The sequence below is a fragment of the Solwaraspora sp. WMMA2056 genome (assembly GCF_030345095.1).
In the GTDB taxonomy this organism is placed as follows: domain Bacteria; phylum Actinomycetota; class Actinomycetes; order Mycobacteriales; family Micromonosporaceae; genus Micromonospora_E.
The window spans coordinates 1,152,529-1,177,551 of sequence record NZ_CP128360.1 but is presented as its reverse complement, the minus strand read 5'-3'; the positions used below and the strand labels follow the sequence as shown (position 1 = coordinate 1,177,551).

The following is a 25,023-nucleotide window of genomic DNA, read 5'->3' as shown; positions in this document are numbered from 1 at the left end:
GTTTCAGGGCAGTTGGGCCTGGACGACACCGGCGACCACCCGGCTGCGCAGCACCTGCTGGTCGGTGGCGGCCGGCCCGTGCGCGACCGTACCGTCGGTGAGCCGGAACGCGCTGCCGTGCCACGGGCAGACCACGCAGGCGTGCCCGTTCGAGCTGATGACCGCACCTTCGTCGAGTGGCCCGTTCTGGTGCGCGCAGTGCGCCAGCAGCACCGTCACGTCCTCGCCGTGCCGGTAGACCAGCACCGGCACGTCGTCGACCCGGCGGGAGACCATCGTCGACTCGGGCAACCCCGCGAAGTCGACGACCGGATGCCAGCCGGCGGAGATCCGGTGCAGGTCGGGTGCCGCCTGGTTCACCCCGGCCGCCTGCTTGTAGGCCAGATGTCCGCCGAGGAAGCCGCCGGCACTGACCGCGGCCAGGCCGACAAATCCGAGCGTACGGCCGGTGCGGTGCTGCCCGCGCAGCCGGGCGAGCAGCGAGCCGGCGTAGCAGGCGACGCCAACCGTGTTGGCGACCGCGTGCACCAGACCGACCCGGCGCTGGTCGCGCGAAAGGCTCGCCCAGTCGTTCGCCCCGGCCACTGCCGCCGGGAGCGCGGCGACGGTGCCGACGCCGACCAGGGTGGTCGCGGCCCGTCGCTGGCCGGGCAGCACATCGAGTACGGCGGCACTGAGCCAGGCACCCATCGGCACCTGGATGAGCACCGGGTGCAGCGGATGCCCCAGCCACACCCCGTGCAGCAGGTCCCGGACGCGTTCGCTGCTGATCCGCCGCTGAACGGAGCGCTGCAGCCGGTCACCGATCCGGTCCAACACAGCCGCCTGCTCGATCTTCATCAACAGTGCCCGCATCGCTGCGACGTTCCCACCTGGCGTCCAGCCAAACCGGCGCGGCGCAGCCGGCGACGCAGGATGCCGCCGCACTCCATCACTGTGCGTGACGGGCACCCACCAGGTATCCGTCCGGACAGTATTCCTCAGAGGTATGAATATTCCCCACAGGTATACCGGGCTGCCGCAGTACCGGTCCGCGCCCGGGACCAGACGCCCGCGCACTCGGTGCGGCAGCTCCGTTCGATGCCATCCTGTGGTCAGAGCGCGGCGGCGATGCAGCAGGCGACGAAGAGCACCTGCAGCATCGTGCGCGGAACCAGCGGCGTGACCGGCCGATCGGCGATCGTCAGCTGACGCCGTGCCGCCGACACGTTGGCGGGGAACATCGCCAGGAGCAGGAGCGCGAGGCAGATCGCCGCGACCGGTGCGGTCGACGGGAACGCGAGGCCGACGGCTCCGGCCAGCTCAAGGACCCCGGTGACGGTGACCAGCAACGGTGCCCGGGGCAGCCGGGGCGGCACCATCGCGATGAGTGAGTGGCGCCGCTTCGCACTGAAGTGGGCCACACCGGTCAGCACAAACATGAGGGCCAGTCCGCCACGCAGGGCCGGCTGCCAGTCGTCGAGCGCGTCGATGCCGAGCAGTCCAGCCATGCGCAGGACCAGCCAGCCGCCGATGAGGGCGACCAGGGGAGCCATCGCGTACCTCCATATCTTGTCACTGACAAGATATCGTCCAGGGCGGACATCTTGTCAATGACAAGTTTGGCTTGCCGCATGAGTTCGTACCCTGACGGAAGGCCGAGAAGAGCAGAGCATCGCGTACCGACAATCTCCCGCCTGAGCTCGGCCTGGACCTATCGGCCGCCGCCCGAGCTTGACCCGGAGCACGGGTCGTGCCGTCTTGCCTCGCAAGGTGGTGGCCAGTTCATCGACCAGGGTCGCCTTGTCGGCCGCGGAGGGGGCCGCGGGGAGGGGCACGTCCGCAAATCGTTCGCGGAGGTGGCCGTCGTCGTCCTGCGACGACTCGACACCATCGGCAAGGTCGTGCCTCGATTGCCGCCTGCGACTCGGTGTGACGCCCGACGGCGGCAGGTGCGGATGCTTCATCAGAGGCTGCCTCACCGCGAGGACTACGGTGGTGGTGTGCAGATTCCCCATCTCGGTACGGTGACGAAGACCGCCGAGCCGGGCTGGTATCGCAGTGCGCCGATACCGGTGCCGGTGTTGGGCGGTGGGTCTTGCCGCATCCGGGTCGACGGCTACGACGACGACCCGGCGCAGGAGGACTTCCACGCCGCGATTCGCAACTTCCTCGCGCTCGACCGATCGGCGTTGGCGGTGGCTGCGCCATCGATCTACGCCTACTACCGCGATGTCGCGGATGACCTCCTGGCCGCCGGCGACGACGAGTGGCACGTTGGGATCAGCGGCCCCGACGAGGTCCTGGCCCATGTCCAGCTTGGCAACGAGCCGATCGTCGTGCGCGACCCCTACGACGATCGCCGCGTCTATGTCTCGATCGGGGGCGAGTGTGCCTGGGAACCTGAGCACGGCCTGCAGATCGTGTTCCGCGACGGTGCCACAGTGACCAAGGTGGGACCGTACGATGGACACCTCACCAACTCGGCCGCCTACGCCGACGACGAACTCGATGGCGTCGTCTACCACAGTTCCCGGTAACGGTGTAGCTGGACCCGCCTGCGCTCGACGCACCCGAAGCGCTCCGGGTACGCCGATCTCGGCTGGGCCGACACCACGTCGGACACCGCTGGTGGCCGCTGGACGAACTGATCAGCAGCACGGACGCCGTCTACCCCCTCGGATCCCCTGAACGCCCGATCCGCAGCAGATCCAGACAGCAGCGGCAGGTCGGCGAGTTCAAGGTCATATCCGCTGGCCCGGTAGCCCGTCCATGAGCGATTCTCACCGGTACGATGCGCCGGTGGAAATCTTGGCGCAGATGCGGTCCGTAACCACGCTCGAACGGTTGCTCTGCCATCCCAGGCTGCCGTTGATAGCCGGTTGGGAGACCGAACGCCCGGCGATCCGGATCTGGGAGTACACGGTCGGGCAGTTGCGCGAGGTTGGCGGTGTCGGTGCAGATTCGGCCGTCTACGACGCCCCCGACTATGCCCGGCGCAAGCGGACACCCTCCGCCGCCTGGCATCCGGACGAGCCGCAGCTGATCGTAGCGGACGGTAACAGTACGGCCTGCTGGACTCCTTTGGGCATCACCACAATCGATGGCGTTCCGCCGACTGAGTACCAACGGGAAGTGGCATTCGGTCCGGACGGTCAGACGCTCTGGTTGTCGCCCAGCGGCGGAGAGAACGGCTGGGAGTCCTCCATCGCGCTCGACCTCGCCTCCGGCGCAACCGCAGTCGGCCCGCGCTGGGACACCGGAGTCGCGGCGTATCCGGGCGGTGGCCTCTTAGCCACTCTACAAAGCGAGCAGGGTGCCACGCTGGTGCTCTTCTCTCGGGATGAGCCGGTGCTGCGGCCATTGCGGCGGGTGTTGGTCCTCGACTGCGACGGATACGAGACACCTATCTTCAGCCCGGATGGGCGGTATTTCGTAGTGCGGGGCAACGCCTACGAAGAATCGCTGGAGGTGTTCGAGTTTCCTTCGCTGCGTCGCGTTCTCGGCCTGACACTCGGGGACCCAAGTCCGGAGTACCCGTACCCGCAGGAGCGGGTGGACAATATGCGCGCCTGGTCGCGCCACAACGTCGCGTTCGGGCCAGCTCCGGGTGTTCTCTGGATCGGTACGCCGGAGGGTGCCGTCATCGAGTTCGAGATCGACGGGAAACGGGCGGCCGAGTTTGATGCGCTGCCCGGGTCGATGGTGACGGCCCTGGCGGCCGCCGCTACAGGCGAGTTGATCGTTGCCGGCCGCGACGGCACGCTTCTGGTGCTGTCGGGGGGACGGGCCGGCCCAGCCGAGGCATCAACCGCCGCAGTAACCGAGTTCCTTGCCGGCACCTCTGAGGCTTCGGTCATCGACATGAACCAACTTGACCTCACCGATGGAAACCGGATCTGGCAGCCCAGCGATCTGCAAACGGTCACCGACGCATCAGACAGCGACCCGTCATGGCTGAAGATCCGGGCTGCCATGAACCGGCTTACCTAACCTCAACGCGAAGACGTCGCGCCGAGTTGCGCATCGCGGTTTGGTGGTCGGCAGCGAGAAACGACATCACCATCGGCGTGGGCTGTGGTCGGGTCGCGCAAACGATTGCCAGCGGGGCACCTGTACGAACATCGGGATGATCAGCTGTGCTGATCTCGGCGCGTCCGGAGCCGGCAGCTGGCACCGCCATCACCCGTTGGGACGATCGGTTCGCGGCGTGAGCGGATCTCGCTGTACCGCCCCGACACCGTCAACCGCCGGAGCAGCGCGTGGTGGCAGGTTCAGATCCGGACGCCCGCGATCGGCGACGCTGCTTCGAGTGGAGGGCTCAGGCACGTTACTCGCGCGAATAACGTGCCTGAGCCCTCCACTCGACGGCGCACCGAGACTCGATAGACCGAGATGCGCGATTTGCGGTCACGCTACGCCAGCGGTCCGGCGGGCGTACGGGACGGCTCCATCCCCTGAGACCAGGGCAGGCGCTTCTCGATATTGTCGGCGGAGGAGTGGTAGGCGCGGCTGGTCAGTGGTGGTGCTTGGCCAGCTCGACGAAGGAGCGCCAGGCGGACGGGCCGAAGGCCAGGGTGCCGCCGTCGCGGTCCTTGGTGTCCCGGACCAGCACCCGGCCGGGCAGGTTGTCGGCTACCTCGACGCAGTTGCCGGATGCACCGTTCGACCGCGACGACTTCCGCCATGCTGGTTCATTGATCACTGGATCATCCTTAACATCAGGTCTCGGGTCTGGTCGGCGGACAGCGCCAACTCGTTGACTGCCTCCCAGATTAGTTCCAGTTCGAGTACGTCACCAGCGGTGGTGGCGAGGCGTCCTCGCAGCAGATCGTCCAGATAGCCGACCCGCCTCCCGTCGCTCATGGTGGCCAGCGCCAGAGGTCCGCTGAGGCCAGCGTGGAGGCCGGCCGACTCGGGGACCGCACGGATCCGGATGGTTGGCCGGTGCCCGAGGTCGACCAGGTGGGCAAGCTGGTCCTTCATCACCTCGCGCGGACCACGACGCAACGCGGTCTCCTCGACCAGGACCACCAGGTCCACCGGGGGATCGCGGTCCAGCACCGCGCGTTGCCGCTCCTGACGGGTCGCGATCACCTCCTCGAGCCGGCCCCGGTTGGACGGCACGCCCGTGAAGACCTGCCGCATGTACGCCTCGGTCTGCAGCAGCCCAGGAACCAGGGTCGGCTCCCAGGCCCGTAGCAGCACCGCGCGTCGCTCGTGGTCGACCCAGGAGCGCAGCCAAGGTTGGCGGTCCTCTCTGCCCTCTCTCGACAGCTGCTGAAGCTGGTCACCGGAGTTCAGTAACTTGTCGAGATCCTTCGCGGTGTCCTCCTTGGGCACCAGCCGGCCGGTCTCGAAGCTGGCGATGAGCGACTTCGACACGCCTGCCGCTTTGGCCAACTGGGTCTGGTTCATGCGCTGGGACAGCCGGAGCCGTCGAAGCTCTACAGGCAGTTCAGTCATGTTTATAACCTCCAATAACTCGGGCTCATCTTTATCTCTGCGATTTTCATATTGCCCTATGTTCGGGCAGGAGTCCAGGGTGGATCACGACGGGAGATTGACTCGACGAGTGAGGGGGCGACGGTGGAGGTGGGGGCGCTCGTCGGGGCGGCGCTGCTCGGCTTCTGCGCCGGGCTGTGGTCGTTCAAAGTCAAATCCAGATGGTGCCCCAGCTGCGGGCGCGCGACCTGGCCGATGGAGCGGGGCGCCGACGGTGTCCAACGGCCACGAGGCGATGGAAGGCCCGATGGGTAGCCGGCTGCTGCGGACGCCGGAGCCGAAACCAGGGGACGTGCTGTTGGTCGGCCAGGAAGCGCGCATGCAGTTCGCCGGCGACCGGAGAGTTCGATTTCGGGTCATCTCGGTGGACCGGAAACCGACCTACGACGGCTGGGTCTGGCTCACCGGCTACGTCATAGACGAACGTGGGTACGCCGCCGAGCGGCGGGAGATATTCGTGCAACGCGACGGACTCTACCGACTGGCCAAACGGCAGTCGACATAGCAATTGATCAAGGAGAGAAAAGATGATCACCGAGATGGTACGTGACTGGTGGCTGCGCTGGCTCGACTGGCGCTCCGGCCGGTCCACGGCGTCCAGGCGACTCGAATACCTGCGCCGCGAACGGCACGGACAACACCAACGCGGCCGTACGACGGCCCGGCACCGTCGACTCGACGGAAACCGGGGACGCCACTGGTCGACGGAGGCTACCGTCCTGGTCCCGACGCTGCGTCCACTGATGACCTACGGCCAGCAACTCGGCTACCGGCTGCCGCCGCACCGGGTGAGCTGACCGGCGGGGTCCCGCCGGATGATGAGTGGAGGGTGCTGGATGATCAGGGCAGGGCGCGGCTGGTCGCGACGGCGGCGTACCGGGCGGTGCTCGGCTTCGGGGTCCGAGCGAAGGTCTCCCGGTCGACGATGTGCAGGCCGAAGTGGAAGCGGTAGCCGGCGGCCCACTCGAAGTTGTCCAGCAGCGTCCAGTGGCAGTAGCCGAGCACCGGTACGCCGTCGTCGATCGCGTCGAGCAGACCGGCGAGCGACGGTGCGATGAAGTCGGCCCGCAGGGCGTCGTCGTCGACACCGACGCCGTGTTCGGTCACGAAGACCGGCACCCCGCTGACCTGGTACGCGTACCGCACCGCACCGCCGAGTGACGTCGGGTCGATCGCCGAGCCCAGCTGGTGCAGGGTGGCCCCGGGCGGCGGCGGCAACAGGCCGTTGGCGTCGTAGCCGGCACTCTCGTAGTTCTGGATGCCGATGAAGTCGTCGGCGCTGGCCAGCCGCAGCCAGTGGTCGTACACCTCGGCGCGCTTGCGGTCGCGCAGCGTGGCGTCGTCGCCGGTCACCCGGTCGTCGACGATGGCGATGGACAGCCCCACCGGCAGGTCGGGCCGCCTGGCCTTGATCGCCGTACGGGCGGCGAGATGACCGGCCGTCATGCCGTCGCGCATCGCGTCGAACTCCTCCGGCAGCATGATGTTGCTGACCCGGTAGCGGGGCACCCCGGCGGCCGCGCTGGCCGCCTCCAGGGTGGCCCGTTCCAGTTTCCGGTCCGACTCGGGCACATCGGTCCAGGAGAGCAGCTGCGGCAGGTTCGGCTCGTTGAGGGTGACGGCCACCGCGATCCGGTCACCGAGGTGGCGCATCACCTGGTCGCAGTAGCGGGCGAACAGCTCCGGTGCGGCCGGGTCGAGCCAGCCACCGCGCTTGGCGAACCAGTGCGGGCAGGTCATGTGGTTGAGCGTCACCACCGCTGCCAGGCCCCGCTGCGCGCAGCCGTCGACGATCGCCGCGTAGTGGTCCAACGCTTCGCTGGCGAACGTGCCCTCCTGCGGCTCGACCCGGGCCCACTCGATGGAGAACCGGAACGCGCCCAGCCCCATTGCCTGCACCAGATCCAGATCTTCCTGCCACAGTTCCCAACTGTTGCAGGCCCGGCCGGAGCGTTCGGTGAAGACCGTCGGCGCGATGTTCTCCAGGAACCAGGTGTCGCTGCTGGTGTTGTCGCCCTCGGTCTGGTGGCCGGAGGTGGCGACGCCGAAGAGGAAGCCGTCCGGGAAGTATCTCATGGACGACCATCATTCCTTGCCCGGCTCCGGATTGCAGTACGTCGGTGGTCAGGTGAGTTGCGCTACGGCGGTCTGGATGGCGCGGTGCACGGTCGGGTACGCGTAGATCATGTGTCGCAGGCTGGTCAGCGGCACTTCACCGTGGACGGCGACGGCGAGCGCGCCGAGCACCTCGCCGCCGGTCGGACCGGCCGACGTCGCCCCGACCAGCACCCCCCGGTCGGCGTCGGCGACCAGCTTGACGAAGCCGTCGTTGCCCGGCCCGTGGATCCAGCCGCGGGACGAGTCCGCGACGTCGGTGATCGCGGTCCGCACGTCGATGCCCTGCTCGCGGGCCTGCTGCTCGGTCAGGCCGACGGCGCCGATCTCCGGGTCGGTGAAGGTGACCCGGGGCACCGCCCGGTACTCGGCGGCCGGCCCGCCCTGGTCGAGGATGTCGCGGACCGCCACGTCCGCCTGGTACATGGCCAGGTGGGTGAAGGCGCCGTGGCCGGCGACGTCGCCGACCGCCCACATCCCGTCGCCGACGCGCATCCGCTCGTCGACCGGCAGGTGCCGGGCGGCCGGGTCCAGGCCGACGGTGTCGAGGCCGAGGTCGCCGAGGTCGCTGCGCCGGCCGGTGGCGACCAGCAGTCGCTGTCCGCTCTCCGGGCCGCCCTGGGACAGGTGTACGGCGAACGTGTCGTCGCGGTGCTCGATCCACTCGGCACGGCTGCCGAGCCGGATCCGTACCCCGTCGTCGCCGAGGACCCGGGCGGCCAGCGCCGACGACTCCGGCTCCTCGCGGGACAGCAGCCGCTCGCCGGCCTCGACGATGGTCACCCGTACGCCGAACCGGGCGAAGACCTGGGCCAGCTCCAGCCCGATCGCGCCGCCGCCGAGGACGACCAGCGACTCGGGCAGCTCGGTGACCTCGATGGCTTCCTTGTTGGTCCAGTACGGCGTACCGGCGAGGCCGTCGATCGGTGGCACCACGGCGACGGTGCCGGTGGCGAGGACGACGCCCCGGCGGGCGGTGAAGGACTGCCCGTCGACGTCGACCCGGCCGGGTCCGGTGAGCCGGGCGGTGCCGTGCAGCACCCGTACCCCTTTGGTGGTGAGCCGGTCCACGGCGGCGGTGTCGGTCCAGTCGGCGGTGGCCTCGTCGCGGATCCGCCGCGCCACCGGTGTCCAGTCCGGACGGACGCTGGCGGTGCCGGCCAGGCCGTCGATGCGCCGCCCTTCGGCGAGGGCGTTCGCGGCCCGGATCATCATCTTGCTCGGCACGCAGCCCCAGTAGGGGCATTCGCCGCCGACGAGTCGGCGTTCGACGCCGACGACGGTCAGGCCGGCCTGGCCGAGCCGGCCGGCGACCTCCTCGCCACCGACCCCGAGCCCGACGACCACGACGTCCACCTGTTCCGGCTCACGCATGGGCCCAGCATGTCAGAGGGCACGAACCGCCACCGACCGGGCGGCGAAGCTCAGCGCTCGGACAGTGGCGGCGGGTAGTCGAGGCCGGCGCGGACGGCCAGCGGCAACCGCCAGGGCTCGTGGACGGCGGCTCCGGTGACGTCGGCAAGCTCCGGCACCCAGCGGCGGACGTAGTCGCCGGCCGGGTCGAAGCGGTGGGCCTGGCGCAGCGGGTTGAACCGCCGGTTGGGCCGGGTGTCGTTGCCGGTGCCGGCGACCCACTGCCAGTTGCCGGAGTTGTTCGGCAGGTCGCCGTCGAGCAGCCACCGGTCGAACCAGGCCCGGCCGGCCCGCCAGTCCAGGCCGAGCTCCTTGGTCAGGTACGCGGCGGTGATCAGCCGGGCCCGGTTGTGCATCCAGCCTTCGGCCCGTAGCTGTCGCATGCCGGCGTCGACGATCGGCAGCCCGGTGTGCCCGGTCTGCCAGGCGTCCAGCGCGGCGGCGTCGTAGCGCCACTCCTCCTTGGCGCCCCGCCGGTAGGCGGTGGTGGCCAGGTCGGGGAAGGCGTACGCGACCTGGTAGTGGAAGTCCCGCCAGCACAGTTGCCGGACGAACGGCCCGTCGCGGTCACCGGCGGCGGTGGCCACCTCCAGCGGGGACAGGCAGCCGAACCGCAGGTACGGACTGAGCCGGGAGGTGGCGTCGCCGGGCAGGTCGTCGTGGCGGTCGCCGTACTGGTCGAGGTTGCCCAGCCAGTCGCGCAGTCGGCGCCGGCCGACGGTCTCGCCCCCGACGGCGACCTGCGGCGACCCGCCGGTGCCGGGCTGCGGCGACTCGCCGGCGGGCAGCGCCGGCAGCCGGCCGACGGTCAGGCCCTCGGGGGTCGGCACCCGGTCCGGGGCGGCACAGGCGCTCCGCCAGTCGGCGGCGCTCCAGGCCCGGAAGTACGGGGTGAAGACCTTGTAGTGGTCGCCGCCGGTCGGGGTGAGCGCCGCCGGGTCGACGACGGTCAGGCCGGGGAAGTCGCGGTACGCGATGCGGTGCCGCTCGCATTCGTCGCGTAGCCGCCGCTGCCGCTGCCGGGCGTAGTGGCTGACATCGGCGGAGACCGCGACACCGTCGGCGGCGACGTCGCGGGCGAGCCGGATCGTCTCGGCGACCGGGTCGCCGTGGCGCAGCACCAGGTCGCCGCCGCGTTCGCGCAGCACGGCGCGCAGGTCGGCGAGGGCCTGGTGCAGGAACCGGTCCCGGTTGGGGCTGCGCCCGGCGAGCCGGGGGTCGAGCACGAACAGCGGCACGACCCGCTCGGCGGTGGCGCAGGCGGTGGCCAGTGCCGGGTGGTCGTGCACCCGCAGGTCGCGGGTGAACAGCACGACGGCGGTACGCACGGTTACGGCGCGGCCGGTGGCACGGGGACTGCGGCCAGTTCGGGCTGCCGCCGGGTCGGCGGGTCGACCCGGACCGTGAGGGTGGGGCCGGGCATCGTCACCGGCGTGCCGGTCGGGGTGAGCAGCGCGCGGGCGGCGACGGCCGCGCGGCGCCGGTGCGGCACGGTGGCGCGGCGACGGAACACGTCGTAGCCCTGCGCGGCGACCTCGTCGAGGATGCCGCCGTAGAGGGCGTACGCGGTGCGTATGCAGGCCTGCGAGGCGGGTTCGAGCATCGTGATGCCCGGTGCCGCGGCCGTGTAGTGGGCCTGTGCGCGGGCGATCTCGTACTGGATCAGCTCGATGATCGCCGGGGTGGCCCGACGCCGGCGGGCGGCCTCGACGAGGTCGGCGCGGGTCAGGCCGAACCGGTCCAGGTCCTCGTCGGGCAGGTAGGTGCGGCCGCGTTCGAGGTCCTCGCCGACGTCGCGGATGAAGTTGGTGAGTTGGAAGGCGAAGCCGAGTTGGCGGGCCGGTTCGCGGGCGGCGGCCCGGTCGGTGCTGCCGAGGATCGGCAGCATCATGGTGCCGATCACCGCCGCCGAGCCTTCCATGTAGTCGAGCAGGTCGGTGTAGCGCGGGTACGAGGTGACGGTCAGGTCCATCGTCATGCTGCGCAGGAACGCGGTGAAGTCGGCGGTGTCCAGGTCGAACACGGCGATGGTGTGCAGCACCGCCGGCAGCAGCGGGTCGTCGACGGCGGCACCGTGCAGGCCGGCGAGGAACCGCTCGGACCACTGGTCGAGGGCGGCGGCCCGGTCGGCGGCAGGGAGCGCGTCGGTACGGTCGACGATTTCATCGGCGTACCGGGTGAATCCGTACAAAGCATGAACATGGCGTCGTTTCCACTGCGGTAGCAGCCGGGTCGCGAGATAGTAGGTACGGCCGTGCCGTTTGTGCAGCTCGCGGCAGCTGGCGTAGGCAGCTGACAGGTCCGTGACCACCGGCCCCCCTCATATTTCGACGCAGAACTTTCGACGCAAGAATCGACGCAATTTCACAGCCTAGGGTACGCTCGATCGCGTGGCCAATCACACCGTTGCCGGCAATACCCTGAAATCCGGCGATACCGTGGGTACCGGTGTCGGCAGCACGGTGCACGCCCCGGCCGTCGCCGGGCCGACGCCCACCGGCGAGGGCCGCGAGCTGACCGCCGCGGTCACCGACACACTGATCGATTTCCTCAGCGCCGAACTGTCCATGCTCGACCGGATCGACCCGTCGCTGCGGCCGTTCGCCCAGGTCGCGCGGGACACCGTGCTCGGCGGCGGCAAGCAGCTACGCCCGATGTTCGCCCACTGGGGCTGGCGTGGCGTGGTCGGCACCGCACCGCCGGTGACCCCGCTCCTACCGGCGCTGGCCGCGCTGGAGCTGCTGCACGCCTTCGCCCTGGTCCACGACGACGTCATGGACGCCTCCGCCACCCGACGCGGCCTGCCCACCGCACACCGCCGGCTCGCCGGCCAGCACCGGGACGCCGGTCGGGCCGGCGACCCCGACCGGTTCGGCGACGCCGCCGCCGTCCTGGTCGGCGACCTCTGCCTGGTCTGGGCCGACCGGCTGCTGGCCACCGCCGACCTGCCGGCGTCGACCCTGCTGGCGGTACGCCGTTGCTACGACCAGATGCGGGTCGAGACGATCGCCGGGCAGTACCTGGACGTCCTCGGTGAGGCCGAGTCGGCCGACTGGTCGATCGACCGCGCGATGCGGGTGGCCCGGTACAAGACCGCCTGCTACACCGTGCTGCGCCCGTTGCACCTCGGTGCGGCGCTGGCCGGCCCGGCCACCGACCCGGCGGTCTGGGCGGCGTACCGGCGCTACGGCACCGACGTCGGCGAGGCGTTCCAGCTCCGCGACGACCTGCTCGGCGTCTTCGGGGACCCGGCCCGCACCGGCAAGCCCGCCGGCGACGACCTGCGGACCGGCAAACCGACCGCGCTGCTGCTGATCGCCCGCGAGCTGGCCACCGATGCCCAGCGCGCCGAACTCGACGCGGTGTCGCCGACCGGCGACACCGGACCGGACACGGCAGCCGGACCGGACACGGCAGCAGGACCGAACGGTACAGCGGCGGTCGCGCGGATGACCGAGATCGTCGTCGAGACCGGTGCCGCCGTCCGGGTGGAACGCATGATCGAGCAACGGGTGGCGACGGCGGTCGCCGCGATCGACGCCGCGCCGATCGACGACGCCGCCCGTACCGCGCTCACCGGCCTCGCGGTGACCGCCACGACCCGCCAGACATAAGGTGAGCACTGCTCAGAAGGAGGTGGTCGCGGCATGCGTACCGTGACCGGGGCGAGCGAGCGGGTCGTCATCGTCGGTGCCGGGCTGGGTGGCCTGGCCTGCGCCCTGCACCTGGCCGGCGCCGGCCGGCAGGTCACCCTGCTGGAACGCGAGGCGGTGCCGGGCGGGCGGGCCGGCCGCCGGGCGGTCGCCGGGTACGAGTTCGACACCGGGCCGACCGTGCTGACCATGCCGGAGCTGATCGCCGAGGCGCTCGCCGCCGTCGGCGAGGAGCTCACCGACTGGTTGGAGCTGACCCCGCTGGAGCCGGCGTACCGGGCCTACTACCCGGACGGGTCCACCCTGGACGTCATCACCGACACCGCCCGGATGGCCGCCGAGGTGTCCCGGGTCTGCGGGCCCCGGGAGGCCGACGGGTACCTGCGGTTCGTCGAGTACGCCCGCCGGCTGTGGCAGCTGGAACGCGCCGACTTCATCGACCGGAACCTCGACAGCCCGCCGGACCTGCTCACCGGCAACCTGCTGCGGCTGCTCGCCGCCGGGGCGTTCCGCCGGATGCAGACCAAGATCGACCAGTTCTTCGCGGATCCCCGTACCCGGCGGATCTTCTCCTTCCAGGCCATGTACGCCGGCCTGGCGCCGCACGACGCGCTGGCCATCTACACCGTCATCGCCTACCTGGACTCGGTCGCCGGGGTGTCGTTCCCGCGCGGCGGGATGCACGCGGTGCCCCGGGCCCTGGCCGGGGCGGCCGAGAAGCACGGCGTGCAGATCCGCTACGGCACCACGGTGACCGAGGTGGAGACCTCCGCCGGCCGGGCCCGCGCGGTGCGCACCGCCGACGGCGAGCGGATCCCCGCCGACGTCGTGGTGCTCAACCCGGACCTGCCGGTCGCCTACGCCGAACTGCTGCCGCCCAGCCGGCAGCGGCGGCTGCGCTACTCGCCCTCCTGCGTGGTGCTGCACGTCGGTTCCCGGCAGGGCTACGACAAGATCGCCCACCACAACATCCACTTCGGCCGGCTCTGGAAGGGCACCTTCGACGAGGTGATCCGCCGAGGTGAGCTGATGAGCGACCCGTCGCTGCTGGTCACCAACCCGAGCCGGACCGACCCGTCGGTGGCCCCGGTGGGCGGGCACACCTACTACGTCCTGGCACCGGTGCCCAACCTGCAGAGCGGGCGGCTCAACTGGCGCGGCGACCTGCCGCAGCGCTACGCCGACGAGCTCGTCGCCACCCTGGAGGATCGCGGCTACCGGGGCTTCGCCGACGGCATCGAGGTCCGTGAGGTGGTGACCCCGGCCGACTGGGCCGACGCCGGCATGGCCGCCGGTACGCCGTTCGCCGCCGCGCACAGCCTGTTCCAGACCGGCCCGTTCCGCCCCGGTAACCTGCATCCCACACTGGAGAACGTGGTTTTCGTCGGCTCCGGGACCCAGCCGGGGGTCGGCGTACCGATGGTGCTGATCTCCGGCAAGTTGGCCGCCGGACGGGTGACCGGTTCCACCGGTGGCCGGTCCCGCAGCCGCAGCAGCCTGGAGGGTGCCTGATGTCCGTCGCGTCCCGCGAGAGCCATCTCGTCGAGTTGGTGGACCCCGCCGGGCAGCCGGTCGGCGCGGCCACCGTCGCCGATGCCCACCAGCCGCCGGGTCAGCTGCACCGGGCGTTCTCGGTGCTCCTGGTCGACGACGCGGGACGGCTGCTGCTGCAGCAGCGGGCCGCTGTGAAGACCCGGTTCCCGTTGCGCTGGGCCAACACCTGCTGCGGCCATCCGCTGCCCGGCGAGGACCTGTCGGTGGCGGCCAACCGCCGCCTCGGCGAGGAGGTCGGCGTGGGCCCGGTGGCGCTGACCGAGATCGGCGTGCACACCTACCAGGCCACCGACCCGGTCACCGGACGGACCGAGTACGAGTACGACCACGTACTGCTGGGCAGTCTCGACCCACGGACCCCGCTGCGGCCCGACCCGGCCGAGGTCGCCGAGCTTCGCTGGGTCGAGCCGGCGCGGCTGCGGGCCGGCCTGGCCGACGAGCCGGACCGGTACGCCCCGTGGCTCGCCGGGGTGGCCGAGCAGTTGTTCGCTCTGGGGCAGCCGGACCACGGCGCGGCCGTGGAGCGGCCGGGTGAGCGATGACGCGCTGAGCGCGGGCAGCGTGGCACGCCGGCTCGGCGTGGCGGTGACCACGCTGCGGACCTGGCATCAGCGGTACGGCCTGGGCCCGACCCGGCACGTCAAGGGTCACCACCGCCGGTACGGCCCCGACGACCTGGCCCGCCTGGAGGTGATGCGGCGGCTCACCGCGCAGGGTGTGGCGCCGGCCGAGGCGGCCCGCTGGGCGCGCCGCGTCGGGTCTGCCCTGGGCCCGGACGGGGCCGCCGGCACTGAGCTGGTCCCGTTCGACATCGTCGAGCCGGGCCGGGCCGGCGGTGGCTTCACCATCGGTGTCGGGGCGGCCGGCCCGGCCGCCCGTGGCCTGGCCAGGGCGGCGGTACGCCTGGACAACCAGGCGATGCGCGACATCCTCGAACGGGCGCTGCACACCGACGGGGTGATCGCCACCTGGGACCGGGTGGTCCGCCCGGTGCTGGCCGGGGTCGGCGACCGGTACGCGGCGACCGCCGGCTTCGTCGAGGTGGAGCATCTGCTGTCCCGGTGTGTCTCCGAGGCGTTCGCCCTGGTGAACCGCCCCCGGGCCCGGCCCCGCAACCGCGACGACGACGGTGCCGGCGACCACGGCGGCGCACCTGGCGGCTGGCACTCCCGGCACCCGGTCGGACCGGGCGCGCTGCTGGCCTGCGCCGACGAGGAGCAGCACACGCTGCCGCTGGAGGCGCTCTCCGCGGCCCTGGCCGAGGCCGGGGTGACCAGCCGGCTGCTCGGTGCCCGGGTTCCGCCGGCAGCGTTGGCCGCCGCGATCGAGCGGACCGGGCCGTCCGCTGTGGTGCTCTGGTCGCACACCTCGGCGACGGCCGACCCCGACCAGTTGCTGACCGCGAGGTCCGGGCGGCACCGGCCGGTGCTGGTGCTGGCGATCGGGCCCGGCTGGGCGGTGGCGGACCTGCCGGCCGGCGTCGACCACTGCGCCGGTCTGGCCGACGCGGTGGCCCGGTGCCGTACGGCGGACGAGGTCGCCGGTCACCGGACCGACGAACCCACCGTCCACTAGTCACCCGGCGACGCCCGGCACCACTGCCGGGGACAGGGTCGAAATGTACCTGTTGATCGACTAGCGTGTGGGGGCATTCGATCTCCGCCCACCCCCTCACTCGGAGTCGACATGGCGAAACGTGCCGTATTCGCTGCAGGTCTGGCAGTGTTCGCACTACTGGTCGGCAGCGAGAGTCTCGTCGCGGTGCGCGCTGCCCGGCAGGTACCGCCGCAGCTTCCCGCCGTCGTCGGGCTCGGCCCGGCTCCCGAGGTCCGGCCCGACGACGCCCTCGGCCGGCCAACCCCGGAGCCGACCGCTCCGGCGGCAGCGCCCGACCCGTCGCCCGCCGCCGGTGGCGATCCGGCGGGGTCACCGCCGGCCGGTGGCGACCCGGGTGCCTCCCCCCGCACCACCGTGGACCCTGGGTTGCTGCAGCGCCGTACCGGTATCCGGCAGGTGGCGTTGACCTTCGACGACGGCCCACATCCGCAGTGGACACCGCTGATTCTCGACGAGCTGCGGGCCGCCGGGGTCCGGGCGATGTTCTGCGTGGTCGGCAGCCAGGTGCGGCGGTACCCGGCGCTGGTCACCCGGATCGTGCGGGAAGGTCACACCCTGTGCAACCACAGCTGGGACCACGACCTGGAGCTCGGCACCCGGCCGGCCGCCGAGATCCGGGCCGACCTGGCGCGGACCACCAAGGAGATCCACCGGGTGGTCCCGGGAGTGCCGGTCGCGCACTTCCGGCACCCGGGCGGGTTGTGGACCCCGGAGGCGGTGGCGGTCGCCGAGGAGCTGGGGCTGGCGGCGCTGGACTGGGACGTCGACCCGCAGGACTGGCGCAAGCCGACCCGGGACGAGATCGTCGCGCACGTCCGTGACGAGGTCCGGCTCGGCTCGGTGCTGCTGCTGCACGACGGCGGCGGCGACCGGTCGGCCACCGTCGCGGCGCTGCCGGCCGTGATCAACGACCTGAGGCAGCGGTACGGGATCACCCTGCTCGGTGCTAGCCTTTCCCCCTGATCCGTCCGGTTCGCCGATCTGGTTTGGTCCGGGGCATACTCGTCACGTATGCTTTCGCAAGCTTCCGGCGGGGCCGGATGGGAGCACTACCGTCAGAGTCATGATGTGCGATGATGACGGGGCCGCCCTCATCGTCTAGCGGCCCAGGACGCCGCCCTTTCAAGGCGGTAGCACGGGTTCGAATCCCGTTGGGGGCACCACCGGCCGACCGACCGGCCGGAGCAACACCGAGGTCCTGTGGAGCAGTCGGAGTGCTCGCCGCCCTGTCAAGGCGGAGGTCGCGGGTTCAAGTCCCGTCAGGACCGCGCAACGATGATCGCCGTGCGGCACGCTTCGCGCGGCGATTCGTTTTCGGTGCCGTCCACCCACCCGGTGGTCACTTCTCCGGGCAGGTATGATGGCCCGGACACCTGGCCAGGTAGCTCAGTTGGTACGAGCGTCCGACTGAAAATCGGAAGGTCGGCGGTTCGACCCCGCCCCTGGCCACAGAGCCTCTCGCCGGGCTTTCGAAGCGCCCAATCGCCTCCTGCGGTTGGGCGCTTCGCTTGTCGTCGAACCTGCGGCGGTATCCCGCTGAACCGGCCTGAACCGGACGGACCGCGTACCCGCGCTTGACAATCCGCGACGGGCCGTGAGACTGCCGGCATGGCCGAACACGATGGCGCCGGCGATCCGCCGACGTCCGACCACCCGGCGACGCCGCCGCGCCGGGTGCGGGTCGTGCTGGGCGAGGTGAGCCGACGCGGCGACGCCGACCGGCTCCGTACCGACCTGACCGAGCAGAGCCAGGTCGGCGAGGCTCTGGTCCGTGGCCTGGTCCGGGCCCAACTGGCGCTGGCGGTACGGCTGTCGGCCGTCGTGGCGATCGCCCTGGGTGCGCTGCCGCTGCTGTTCTCGCTGGCCCCCGCGTTCGGCGGGCTGAAGGTCGCCGGGGTCAACCTGGCCTGGCTGCTGCTCGGGGTGGCGGCGTTCCCGTTCCTGGTCGTCGTCGGACTCGCCTACGTCCACCTCGCCGAACGCAACGAGCAGGACTTCGTCGCCCTGGTGCGGCGGCCGGAGCGCTGAGCCGGCCCGATGACCAATCCGTACGTGGTACCGGCGCTCGTGGTGGTCACCCTGGTGACCGTCGCGATCGGCTTCTACGGGCTGAAGCTGGCCCGCACGACGTCGGACTTCCTGGTCGCCTCCCGGACCGTCAGCCCGGCCTGGAACGCCGCGGCGATCAGCGGGGAGTACCTGTCGGCGGCGTCGTTCCTCGGCATCGCCGGACTGATCCTCAAGTACGGCGTGGACGTGCTCTGGTACCCGGTCGGCTTCGCCGCCGGCTATCTGGCCCTGCTGCTGTTCGTGGCGGCCCCGCTGCGCCGCTCCGGCGCCTTCACTCTGCCGGACTTCTGTGAGATCCGTCTCGGCTCGCGGCGGCTGCGTCGGCTGGCCACCGCTTTCGTGATCTTCATCGGCTGGTTCTACCTGCTGCCCCAGCTGCAGGGCGCGGGGCTGACCCTGGCGACGGTCACCGGTGCGCCGTACCCGCTCGGTGCCCTGCTGGTAGGCGGCGTGGTGACCGCCAACGTGGCGCTCGGCGGGATGCGGGCGGTCACCTTCGTCCAGGCGTTCCAGTACTGGTTGAAGCTGACCGCGCTCGCCGTACCGGCGATCTTCCTCGCGCTGCAGTGGCAGGCCGACGGCCGGCCGACGGTCAGCCCGCCGCAGGGAGCGACCTTCGTCGAGGCGACCACCGTCGTCGTCGAGCGGGAGGCCACCCTGACCTTCCCGGACGGGCGCACCGAACAGGTCGACGCCGGCACCAGCCTGGCCTTCGACGCCGGCGACCCGGTGCCCGAGGTCTCCGGCGTCGACGTCGACCGGGGGCTGGCCTGGCTGCTGCCGGGCGACCCGGAACGCGGCGACCAGGGGCTGTTCGCCACCTATTCGCTGATCCTGGCGACCTTCCTGGGCACCATGGGGTTGCCGCACGTACTGGTGCGGTTCTACACCAACCCCGACGGTGCCGCCGCCCGCCGGACCACCCTGGTGGTGCTCGCCCTGGTCGGCCTCTTCTACCTGTTCCCCACCCTGTACGGCGTACTCGGCCGGGTGTACACCCCGCAGTTGCTGATGACCGGCCGGTCGGACGCCGTGGTCGTGCTGCTGCCCGAGGCCGCGCTCGGCGGTGGCCTGCTCGGCCAGCTGCTCGCGGCGCTGGTCGCCGCCGGTGCCTTCGCGGCCTTCCTGTCGACCTCGTCCGGGTTGCTGACCAGCGTGGCCGGCGCCGTCTCCACCGACGTGCTGCGCCGCCCCTCGGTACGGGGTTTCCGGCTGGCCACCCTGGTCTCCGGTGCGGTCCCGGTGGTGCTGGCGTTGAACGTCTCCGGCCTCGACGTGTCACAGGTGGTCGGGTTGGCGTTCGCGGTGGCGGCGTCGAGTTTCTGCCCGCTGCTGGTGCTGGGCATCTGGTGGCGGGGGCTGACCGACGCCGGGGCCGCCGCCGGCATCGTCGCCGGCGGCGGGGCCGCCATCGGGGCGGTGCTGTGGACGATGCTCGGGCCGGCGTTGACCGGCTGGCCGGCGGTCCTCGTCGCCCAGCCGGCCGCCTGGACCGTGCCGCTGGCGTTCGCGGTGATGGTGCTGGTGTCACTGGTCAGCCGCCGGCGGCTGCCCGGCAACGTGAACTCAGTCATGCTGCGCCTGCACGCCCCGGAGAGCCTGCGCAGTTGACCCTCTCGTGCCTGGGTACGAGCGACGGTTCGTCCCTGAGCGGGTTTGACGACCCCCGCCCAGTGGTTACCGTCGGCCCATGACCGACGCGCAGCAGTCAGCCTCCCCGGCACCCGGCCCGCAGGCGTTGGCCCTGCGTGGGCTCGCCAAGCGGTTCGACCACAAGATCGCGGTGGCCGGTGTCCACCTGGACGTGCCGGTCGGCTCGTTCTACGGCCTGCTCGGCCCGAACGGGGCCGGGAAGACGACCACCCTGTCGATGGCCGTCGGTCTGCTGCGCCCGGACGCCGGCAGCGCGCACGTCCTCGGTCACGACGTCTGGGCCGACCCGGTGCAGGCCAAGCGGATGCTCGGCGTACTGCCGGACGGGATGCGGCTGTTCGACCGGCTCACCGGTGCCGAACTGCTCGCCTACCAGGGCCTGTTGCGCGGCATGGACCCGGCCGTGGTCGACCAGCGGGCCCGCGAACTGCTCGACGTGCTCGCCCTCGACGACGCCGGACGGACCCTGGTGGTGGACTACTCGGCCGGGATGAAGAAGAAGATCGGCCTGGCCTGCGCGCTGCTGCACGGGCCACGCCTGCTCGTCCTCGACGAACCGTTCGAGGCGGTCGACCCGGTGTCGGCGGCGCTGATCCGCGACATCCTGCAGCGCTACGTCGCCGGCGGCGGCACGGTGATCTTCTCCAGCCATGTGATGGACGTCGTCGAGCGGCTCTGCAGCGACGTCGCGATCCTCGCCGACGGGGTGATCAAGCGGGTCGGCACCCTCGAACAGGTGCGGTCCGGCCGGTCCCTGGAAGAGGTGTTCGTCGAGGTCGTCGGCGGCCGTACGGCAACCGGCGAGGAGCTGTCATGGCTGTGATCGCCCCCACCGGAGGCACCGGCACCGGCACCGCCGCGCCCCGGCCGGTCCGCCCCCGGCACTTCATCCGGCTCAAGCTGCGGGTGATGGGCAACAACCTGCGCGGCCAGGGCTGGCGGGTCGGCCTGTTCATCGGCGGCCTGCTCGCCGGGCTGTGGTTCGCCGGCACCGCCTTCCTCATGCTGGCCGCGCCGGGCTTCGGTGACAACCCGCAGGGGATGCTGCTCACCGCCGGTTTCGGTGGGGCCCTGCTGGTGGTCGGCTGGCTGCTGCTGCCCCTGGTCTTCTTCGGCGTCGACGAGACCCTCGACCCCGCCAGGTTCGCGCTGCTGCCGTTGCGCCGCCGCACCCTGGTCAGCGGCCTGCTGGCGGCGGCCCTGGTCGGCACCCCGACGATCGCCACCGGGCTGGCCACCCTCGGCATCGTGGTCAGCGCCCTGCTGCTCGGCGGAGCCCTGGCCGGGCTGGTCCAGCTGATCGGCGTCGCCGCCGGCCTGCTCGTCTGCGTGACCGGCAGCCGGGCCATCACCAGCGCCTTCGCCGGGATGCTGCGCTCCCGGAAGGTGCGTGACCTGGCCGCCGTCCTGCTGGCGGTGCTGGCCGCACTGCTCGGCCCGCTGCAACTGCTGGTGATCGGCGGGCTGGGCAACGCCGACTGGGACCGGCTCGCCGAGGTGGCCCGGGTTCTCGGCTGGACGCCGCTGGCCGCCCCGTACACGGTCGGATTCGACGTGGTGGAGGGCCGGGCGTGGGCCGTACCGGTGAAGTTGCTCATCACAGCGGTGACCGTGGTCGCGCTGCTGGCCTGGTGGTCGCGGTCGCTCGAATCGGCCATGGTCGGTACCGCCAACGCCGGCCCGGCGAAGGCCGCCGCTGGCGAGCCGGGCGCACCGGTGGCGCAGCTGTTCCCCCGCCTGCTGGGCCGGCTCCCCCGCGACCGGTACGGTGCCCTGGTCGCCCGCGAGGCGCGCTACTGGTGGCGGGACATGCGTCGACGGGCCAACCTGATCACCGTGGCCGTGGTCGGGGTCTTCGTACCGGTCATGGTCAACGTCGGCGGCTTCACCTTCGGTGCCGACCCCGACGCTCTCCGGATGACGGCGTCGGCCGTCTCGGTCAGCCTCTCGATGCTGTTCGTCGGCGCACTGGCCGCGGTCACCCTGGCCAACCAGTTCGGCTTCGACGGCAGCGCGTACGCCGCGAACGTGATCGCCGGCGTACCGGGTCGGCTGGAACTGCGGGCCCGGGTGGTCGCCTTCTCGCTCTACATCGTGCCGATGCTGGTCGTGATCTCCGCCGGGCTCGGGCTGTTCCTGCAGGAGCCGGGCTGGATCCCGGTCGCCGCCGGGACGCTGTTCGCCGCGTACGGCGCCGGCCTGGCGGTGAACCTGGCCATCTCGGTGATCGGCGCCTACTCGCTGCCGGAGACGTCGAACCCGTTCGCGTTGAACAGCGGGGCCGGGATGGCCAAGAGTCTGCTGGCGTTCCTGGCGATGATCGCGTCGGCGGCGGCCGCCGTACCGATGGTGGTCGCCACCGCGCTGCTCGGCGACGTCTGGCAGTGGCTCGCGCTGCCGGTCGGCGTCGGGTACGGGTTCGGTGCGGTGCTGCTGGGCCTCTACATCACCGGCGACCTGCTCGACCGACGGATGCCGGAACTGTTGGCGACGGTGGCGTCCCGGCGGTGATCCAATGTTTCACGTGAATCATCCCGAGCCTGGTGCCGAGATCCACTACCGCGACCCGTTCGCCACCGCACCCGACCAGCGGTCGCCGGCCCGCCGGCTGCGGGGCCGGCTGGCGGCCCCGGTCACCCTCTGGACCGCCGTCGACCCGGCCGACGGTACGCCGGCCGGGCTGACCGTCTCCTCCACCGTGCTCGCCGACGGGGAGCCCGCCCGGCTGATCGGCCTGCTCGACGAGGAGTCCGACCTGTGGGAGGTGCTCCGCGAGTCGCGGCGGTTCACTGTCGCCCCACTGGGTCCGGCCCACCGCCAACTGGCGGACCGGTTCGCCGGGTTGATGCCGGCACCGGGCGGCCCGTTCACCGGCGTCGACTGGCAGGACACGCCGTTCGGCCCGGTGCATCCGCAGGTCACCAGCTGGGCCGGCTGCCGGCTGGACGACGCCCGGCCGTACGGGTGGTCGATGCTGGTCGAGGCGACGGTCGAGTCGGTGACGGTGACCGAGCAGCCCGATCCTGGGCCGCTGCTGCACTACCGGGGCCGCTACCGGGAGCTGACCGGACCGTCCGGGCCCGCTACCGGGAGCTGACCGGCACCACAGGGTCCGGCTACCACTAGGCTCAGGGCATGCTGCCTGTTCCCCGATTCGGCGACGGTCACCGGGTGCTGGTCACCGGTGGCGCCGGCTTCGTCGGTAGCCACCTGGTCGACCGGCTCGTCGCACGCGGCTGCACGGTCGTCGCGGTGGACAACTTCGTCACCGGCTCGAAGGACAACGTCGCCCATCTCGCCGACGAGCCACGGTTCACCCTGGTCGAGGCGGACATCTCCGACGGGGTGCCGGACCACCATCCAGCGGTGCAGCAGCGCTTCGACGCGATCATGCACTTCGCGTCGCCGGCCAGCCCCACCGACTTCGGCACCCTGCCGGTCGAGATCCTGCGGGTCGGCTCCGTCGCCACGTTGCACCTGCTGGACCGGGCGGTCACCGACCGGGCCCGGTTCATCATGGCCTCGACGTCGGAGGCGTACGGCGACCCGCTGGTGCACCCGCAGCCGGAGACCTACTGGGGCAACGTCAACCCGATCGGCATCCGCAGCGTCTACGACGAGGCCAAGCGCTTCGCCGAGTCGGCGACGATGGCGTACCACCGGTACCGGGGCGTGGACGCCGGGATCGTGCGGATCTTCAACACGTACGGGCCCCGGATGCGCCCTGACGACGGGCGGGCCATCCCGACCTTCATCAGCCAGGCGCTGCGGGGCGAGCCGATCACCGTGCACGGCACCGGCGACCAGACCAGGTCGATCTGCTACGTCGACGACCTGGTGACCGGCATCGTCGCGCTGCTGGACTCGACCGAGGTCGGGCCGATCAACTGCGGTACCGAACACGAGATGTCGATGCGCCGGCTCGCCGAGACGATCATCGAACTGGTCGGCAGTTCCTCGACGGTCGACCTGGTCACCCGGGCATCGGACGACCCGGAGATGCGCCGCCCGGACCTGACCCTGGCCCGCACCCGGCTCGGTTTCACCCCGACGGTCGGTCCGCAGGACGGGCTGCGGCGCACGATCGCCTACTTCCGCCAACGGCTGGGCTAGCTCGCGACCAGCCCCCGGCCCCGGGCTGACCTGCCCGTACCGGTCCCGGTGTGCCGAGTCGGCGGTCAGCGAGCGCGCAGTCCGTACGCTGGATGCATGTCAGCCAGCAGTCACCACGGCCACCAGCCCGGACATGTCCCCGGTGCCGGGCGCGCCCGACCCGTACCCGCCGGCACCGCCGGGCGCGCCCGGGTGCCCGGGCCCGGCGGCGGTGCGACCGGTCGGTCCTACGGCGGCCCGCCGCGCCGGGCACGCCCCCGGTGGGGTCGGATCGCTCTCGTCGGTGTGGTGTCGCTGCTGCTGCTGGCGCTGGTCGCCGGCGGCGGGCTGTGGGCGTACGCCCGGGGGTTGGACAACGATCTGGGCCGCACCGACCCGTTCTCGGCGATCACCGAGGGCCGGCCGCCGGCGGCGGTCGACGGCGCGTTGAACATCCTGATGATCGGCACCGACTCGCGGGACCCGGACGCCCCGCTCGACACCGCCGGCCGGTGGCGGGCCGACACCATCATCGTGATGCACATCCCGTCCTCGCACGACCGGGCCTACCTGGTCTCCATCCCACGCGACCTGTACGTGCCGATTCCCGCCGAGGCGAGCGCCCCCTGCGAGACCGGGGAGCGGGCGAAGATCAACGCGGCGTTCGCGTTCGGTGGCATGCCGCTGGCGGTACGCACGGTGGAGTGCTTCACCGACGTACGGATCGACCACGTGATGGCGATCGACTTCGGCGGTTTCGTCGAGGTGACCGATGCGCTCGGCGGGGTGGAGCTGACCGTCGAGCAGGACGTCACCTCGATCCACAAGCCGTACCGGCAGTTCAGCCAGGGTGTCAATCACATGAATGGCGCCGAGGCGCTCGACTGGGTCCGTCAGCGCAAACAGTTCCCGGACGGTGACTTCGCGCGTATGCGCCACCAGCAGGAGTTCCTCCGGGCATTGATGGACAAGGCTGTGAGCTCCGGCACACTGTCGAACCCGGCCAAGCTGAACGCGTTTCTTCAGGCGACGACCAAGGCGGTGACGGTCGACGAGGGGTTCTCACTGGTCGACATGGCGCTGCAGTTCCGCAAGCTGCGTGGGGAGAACCTGCAGTTCCTCACCAGCCCGCACAACGGCAGCGAGACGATCAACGGCGAGTCGGTGGTCGTCTCGGACCGGGAGAAGGCGTTGACCATGTATCAGGCGATGGCGGCCGACCAGATGACGGCCTGGGTGCAGACCAATGTCACGCCCAGTCCAGGCGCCAGTGACTGAGTGACCATGATCACCAATTTCGTTGAGTGACCGATCGAATCCGACACGAATCTGAAACCTTCATAGGGTCGATTTATCCATCAAACATCCGTAC

General features: G+C 71.2%; 24 protein-coding genes and 3 tRNA genes. 19 read left to right on the top strand and 8 right to left on the bottom strand.

Annotation, left to right across the window (positions count from 1 at the left end; translation table 11 throughout):
* Nucleotides 1-3 precede the first annotated feature (3 nt).
* Nucleotides 4-855: a Rieske (2Fe-2S) protein gene (locus tag O7608_RS05500; protein WP_289208934.1), complete on the bottom strand. Its 852-nt coding sequence runs from the start codon at nucleotides 853-855 to the stop codon at nucleotides 4-6.
* Nucleotides 856-1,094: 239 nt separating this feature from the next.
* Entirely contained in the window at nucleotides 1,095-1,535 is a 441-nt protein-coding gene (locus O7608_RS05495) for a DoxX family protein (RefSeq protein ID WP_289208933.1), read from the bottom strand.
* A gap of 447 nt (nucleotides 1,536-1,982) precedes the next feature.
* Between O7608_RS05495 and O7608_RS05490 the strand changes: the two genes are divergently transcribed.
* Both O7608_RS05490 and O7608_RS05485 read left to right on the top strand, forming a co-directional pair.
* Nucleotides 1,983-2,519 carry a DUF6985 domain-containing protein gene (locus O7608_RS05490; RefSeq protein WP_289208932.1) on the top strand — a complete coding sequence of 179 codons (537 nt, stop codon included), beginning with the start codon at nucleotides 1,983-1,985 and terminating at the stop codon, nucleotides 2,517-2,519.
* A 262-nt stretch (nucleotides 2,520-2,781) separates the two neighbouring features.
* Nucleotides 2,782-3,972: a WD40 repeat domain-containing protein gene (locus tag O7608_RS05485; protein ID WP_289208931.1), complete on the top strand. Its 1,191-nt coding sequence runs from the start codon at nucleotides 2,782-2,784 to the stop codon at nucleotides 3,970-3,972.
* Between the two features lie 523 nt (nucleotides 3,973-4,495).
* On the opposite strand, the gene O7608_RS05480 is transcribed toward O7608_RS05485, so the two are convergent.
* Both O7608_RS05480 and O7608_RS05475 read right to left on the bottom strand, forming a co-directional pair.
* Nucleotides 4,496-4,681 carry a DUF397 domain-containing protein gene (locus O7608_RS05480; protein ID WP_278174709.1) on the bottom strand — a complete coding sequence of 62 codons (186 nt, stop codon included), beginning with the start codon at nucleotides 4,679-4,681 and terminating at the stop codon, nucleotides 4,496-4,498.
* On the bottom strand, nucleotides 4,681-5,445 hold the full coding sequence (locus O7608_RS05475) for a helix-turn-helix domain-containing protein (protein WP_282233120.1): 765 nt from the start codon (nucleotides 5,443-5,445) through the stop codon (nucleotides 4,681-4,683). Before O7608_RS05475 ends, O7608_RS05480 begins: the two co-directional genes overlap by 1 nt.
* 253 nt (nucleotides 5,446-5,698) lie before the next feature.
* On the opposite strand from O7608_RS05475, the gene O7608_RS05470 reads away from it, so the two are divergent.
* A complete protein-coding gene (locus O7608_RS05470) occupies nucleotides 5,699-5,989 on the top strand; it encodes a hypothetical protein (protein ID WP_289208930.1) in 291 nt (96 codons plus the stop codon).
* A 22-nt stretch (nucleotides 5,990-6,011) separates the two neighbouring features.
* Nucleotides 6,012-6,281 (top strand): hypothetical protein, encoded by a 270-nt coding sequence (locus O7608_RS05465; protein WP_281552277.1) that lies wholly within the window; start codon nucleotides 6,012-6,014, stop codon nucleotides 6,279-6,281.
* Nucleotides 6,282-6,324: 43 nt separating this feature from the next.
* Here O7608_RS05465 and O7608_RS05460 read toward each other — a convergent pair whose 3' ends face one another.
* Genes O7608_RS05460 through O7608_RS05445 form a run of 4 tightly spaced genes read right to left on the bottom strand, consistent with a single transcriptional unit; the run spans nucleotide 6,325 to nucleotide 11,323 of the window.
* On the bottom strand, nucleotides 6,325-7,560 hold the full coding sequence (locus tag O7608_RS05460) for a glycoside hydrolase family 1 protein (protein WP_289208929.1): 1,236 nt from the start codon (nucleotides 7,558-7,560) through the stop codon (nucleotides 6,325-6,327).
* A 48-nt stretch (nucleotides 7,561-7,608) separates the two neighbouring features.
* Nucleotides 7,609-8,973: a dihydrolipoyl dehydrogenase family protein gene (locus tag O7608_RS05455; RefSeq protein WP_289208928.1), complete on the bottom strand. Its 1,365-nt coding sequence runs from the start codon at nucleotides 8,971-8,973 to the stop codon at nucleotides 7,609-7,611.
* A gap of 50 nt (nucleotides 8,974-9,023) precedes the next feature.
* A complete protein-coding gene (locus O7608_RS05450) occupies nucleotides 9,024-10,340 on the bottom strand; it encodes a cryptochrome/photolyase family protein (protein WP_289208927.1) in 1,317 nt (438 codons plus the stop codon).
* Between the two features lie 2 nt (nucleotides 10,341-10,342).
* Nucleotides 10,343-11,323: a phytoene/squalene synthase family protein gene (locus tag O7608_RS05445; RefSeq protein ID WP_289208926.1), complete on the bottom strand. Its 981-nt coding sequence runs from the start codon at nucleotides 11,321-11,323 to the stop codon at nucleotides 10,343-10,345.
* Nucleotides 11,324-11,402: 79 nt separating this feature from the next.
* Here O7608_RS05445 and O7608_RS05440 point away from each other — a divergent pair, with 79 nt between their 5' ends.
* From O7608_RS05440 to O7608_RS05370, 15 genes are all read left to right on the top strand, one after another.
* Nucleotides 11,403-12,626, top strand: a complete 1,224-nt coding sequence (locus O7608_RS05440) for a polyprenyl synthetase family protein (protein ID WP_502959176.1) — start codon at nucleotides 11,403-11,405, stop codon at nucleotides 12,624-12,626.
* Between the two features lie 33 nt (nucleotides 12,627-12,659).
* A complete protein-coding gene (gene crtI / locus O7608_RS05435) occupies nucleotides 12,660-14,177 on the top strand; it encodes a phytoene desaturase family protein (RefSeq protein ID WP_289208925.1) in 1,518 nt (505 codons plus the stop codon).
* Entirely contained in the window at nucleotides 14,177-14,761 is a 585-nt protein-coding gene (gene idi, locus O7608_RS05430; RefSeq protein ID WP_289208924.1) for an isopentenyl-diphosphate Delta-isomerase, read from the top strand. The genes crtI and idi overlap by 1 nt, the downstream gene beginning before the upstream one ends.
* Complete coding sequence (locus O7608_RS05425) at nucleotides 14,751-15,794, top strand: MerR family transcriptional regulator (RefSeq protein WP_289208923.1); 1,044 nt, start codon at nucleotides 14,751-14,753, stop codon at nucleotides 15,792-15,794. The genes idi and O7608_RS05425 overlap by 11 nt, the downstream gene beginning before the upstream one ends.
* Nucleotides 15,795-15,941: 147 nt before the next feature.
* Entirely contained in the window at nucleotides 15,942-16,799 is an 858-nt protein-coding gene (locus O7608_RS05420; RefSeq protein ID WP_289208922.1) for a polysaccharide deacetylase family protein, read from the top strand.
* Nucleotides 16,800-16,923: 124 nt separating this feature from the next.
* Nucleotides 16,924-16,999 (top strand) — tRNA-Glu (locus O7608_RS05415).
* A 31-nt stretch (nucleotides 17,000-17,030) separates the two neighbouring features.
* Nucleotides 17,031-17,104, top strand: a tRNA-Asp gene (locus O7608_RS05410).
* Between the two features lie 107 nt (nucleotides 17,105-17,211).
* Nucleotides 17,212-17,285: transfer RNA gene (locus O7608_RS05405), tRNA-Phe, on the top strand.
* Between the two features lie 159 nt (nucleotides 17,286-17,444).
* Nucleotides 17,445-17,864 (top strand): DUF485 domain-containing protein, encoded by a 420-nt coding sequence (locus tag O7608_RS05400; RefSeq protein ID WP_289208921.1) that lies wholly within the window; start codon nucleotides 17,445-17,447, stop codon nucleotides 17,862-17,864.
* 9 nt (nucleotides 17,865-17,873) lie between these two features.
* The gene (locus tag O7608_RS05395; protein WP_289208920.1) at nucleotides 17,874-19,517 is read left to right on the top strand and encodes a sodium/solute symporter; all 1,644 of its coding nucleotides are present in this window, start codon (nucleotides 17,874-17,876) and stop codon (nucleotides 19,515-19,517) included.
* A 79-nt stretch (nucleotides 19,518-19,596) separates the two neighbouring features.
* Nucleotides 19,597-20,382 (top strand): ABC transporter ATP-binding protein, encoded by a 786-nt coding sequence (locus O7608_RS05390; protein WP_289208919.1) that lies wholly within the window; start codon nucleotides 19,597-19,599, stop codon nucleotides 20,380-20,382.
* Nucleotides 20,373-22,070, top strand: coding sequence for an ABC transporter permease (locus O7608_RS05385; protein ID WP_289208918.1), 1,698 nt, complete (start codon nucleotides 20,373-20,375; stop codon nucleotides 22,068-22,070). Before O7608_RS05390 ends, O7608_RS05385 begins: the two co-directional genes overlap by 10 nt.
* Complete coding sequence (locus tag O7608_RS05380; RefSeq protein WP_502959175.1) at nucleotides 21,982-22,656, top strand: flavin reductase family protein; 675 nt, start codon at nucleotides 21,982-21,984, stop codon at nucleotides 22,654-22,656. Before O7608_RS05385 ends, O7608_RS05380 begins: the two co-directional genes overlap by 89 nt.
* 38 nt (nucleotides 22,657-22,694) lie before the next feature.
* Nucleotides 22,695-23,672, top strand: coding sequence for an NAD-dependent epimerase/dehydratase family protein (locus O7608_RS05375; protein WP_289208916.1), 978 nt, complete (start codon nucleotides 22,695-22,697; stop codon nucleotides 23,670-23,672).
* Nucleotides 23,673-23,768: 96 nt separating this feature from the next.
* Entirely contained in the window at nucleotides 23,769-24,929 is a 1,161-nt protein-coding gene (locus tag O7608_RS05370; RefSeq protein WP_289208915.1) for an LCP family protein, read from the top strand.
* Nucleotides 24,930-25,023 lie beyond the last annotated feature (94 nt).

Coding starts and splice junctions, on each gene's coding strand:
- O7608_RS05460 (WP_289208929.1), bottom strand. CDS start 7,560: ATGAGATACTTCCCGGACGGCTTCCTCTTCGGCGTCGCCACCTCCGGC.
- O7608_RS05400 (WP_289208921.1), top strand. CDS start 17,445: ATGGCCGAACACGATGGCGCCGGCGATCCGCCGACGTCCGACCACCCG.
- O7608_RS05370 (WP_289208915.1), top strand. CDS start 23,769: ATGTCAGCCAGCAGTCACCACGGCCACCAGCCCGGACATGTCCCCGGT.
- idi (WP_289208924.1), top strand. CDS start 14,177: ATGTCCGTCGCGTCCCGCGAGAGCCATCTCGTCGAGTTGGTGGACCCC.
- O7608_RS05390 (WP_289208919.1), top strand. CDS start 19,597: ATGACCGACGCGCAGCAGTCAGCCTCCCCGGCACCCGGCCCGCAGGCG.
- O7608_RS05385 (WP_289208918.1), top strand. CDS start 20,373: ATGGCTGTGATCGCCCCCACCGGAGGCACCGGCACCGGCACCGCCGCG.
- O7608_RS05395 (WP_289208920.1), top strand. CDS start 17,874: ATGACCAATCCGTACGTGGTACCGGCGCTCGTGGTGGTCACCCTGGTG.
- O7608_RS05465 (WP_281552277.1), top strand. CDS start 6,012: ATGATCACCGAGATGGTACGTGACTGGTGGCTGCGCTGGCTCGACTGG.
- O7608_RS05455 (WP_289208928.1), bottom strand. CDS start 8,973: ATGCGTGAGCCGGAACAGGTGGACGTCGTGGTCGTCGGGCTCGGGGTC.
- crtI (WP_289208925.1), top strand. CDS start 12,660: ATGCGTACCGTGACCGGGGCGAGCGAGCGGGTCGTCATCGTCGGTGCC.
- O7608_RS05375 (WP_289208916.1), top strand. CDS start 22,695: ATGCTGCCTGTTCCCCGATTCGGCGACGGTCACCGGGTGCTGGTCACC.
- O7608_RS05475 (WP_282233120.1), bottom strand. CDS start 5,445: ATGACTGAACTGCCTGTAGAGCTTCGACGGCTCCGGCTGTCCCAGCGC.
- O7608_RS05500 (WP_289208934.1), bottom strand. CDS start 855: ATGCGGGCACTGTTGATGAAGATCGAGCAGGCGGCTGTGTTGGACCGG.
- O7608_RS05495 (WP_289208933.1), bottom strand. CDS start 1,535: ATGGCTCCCCTGGTCGCCCTCATCGGCGGCTGGCTGGTCCTGCGCATG.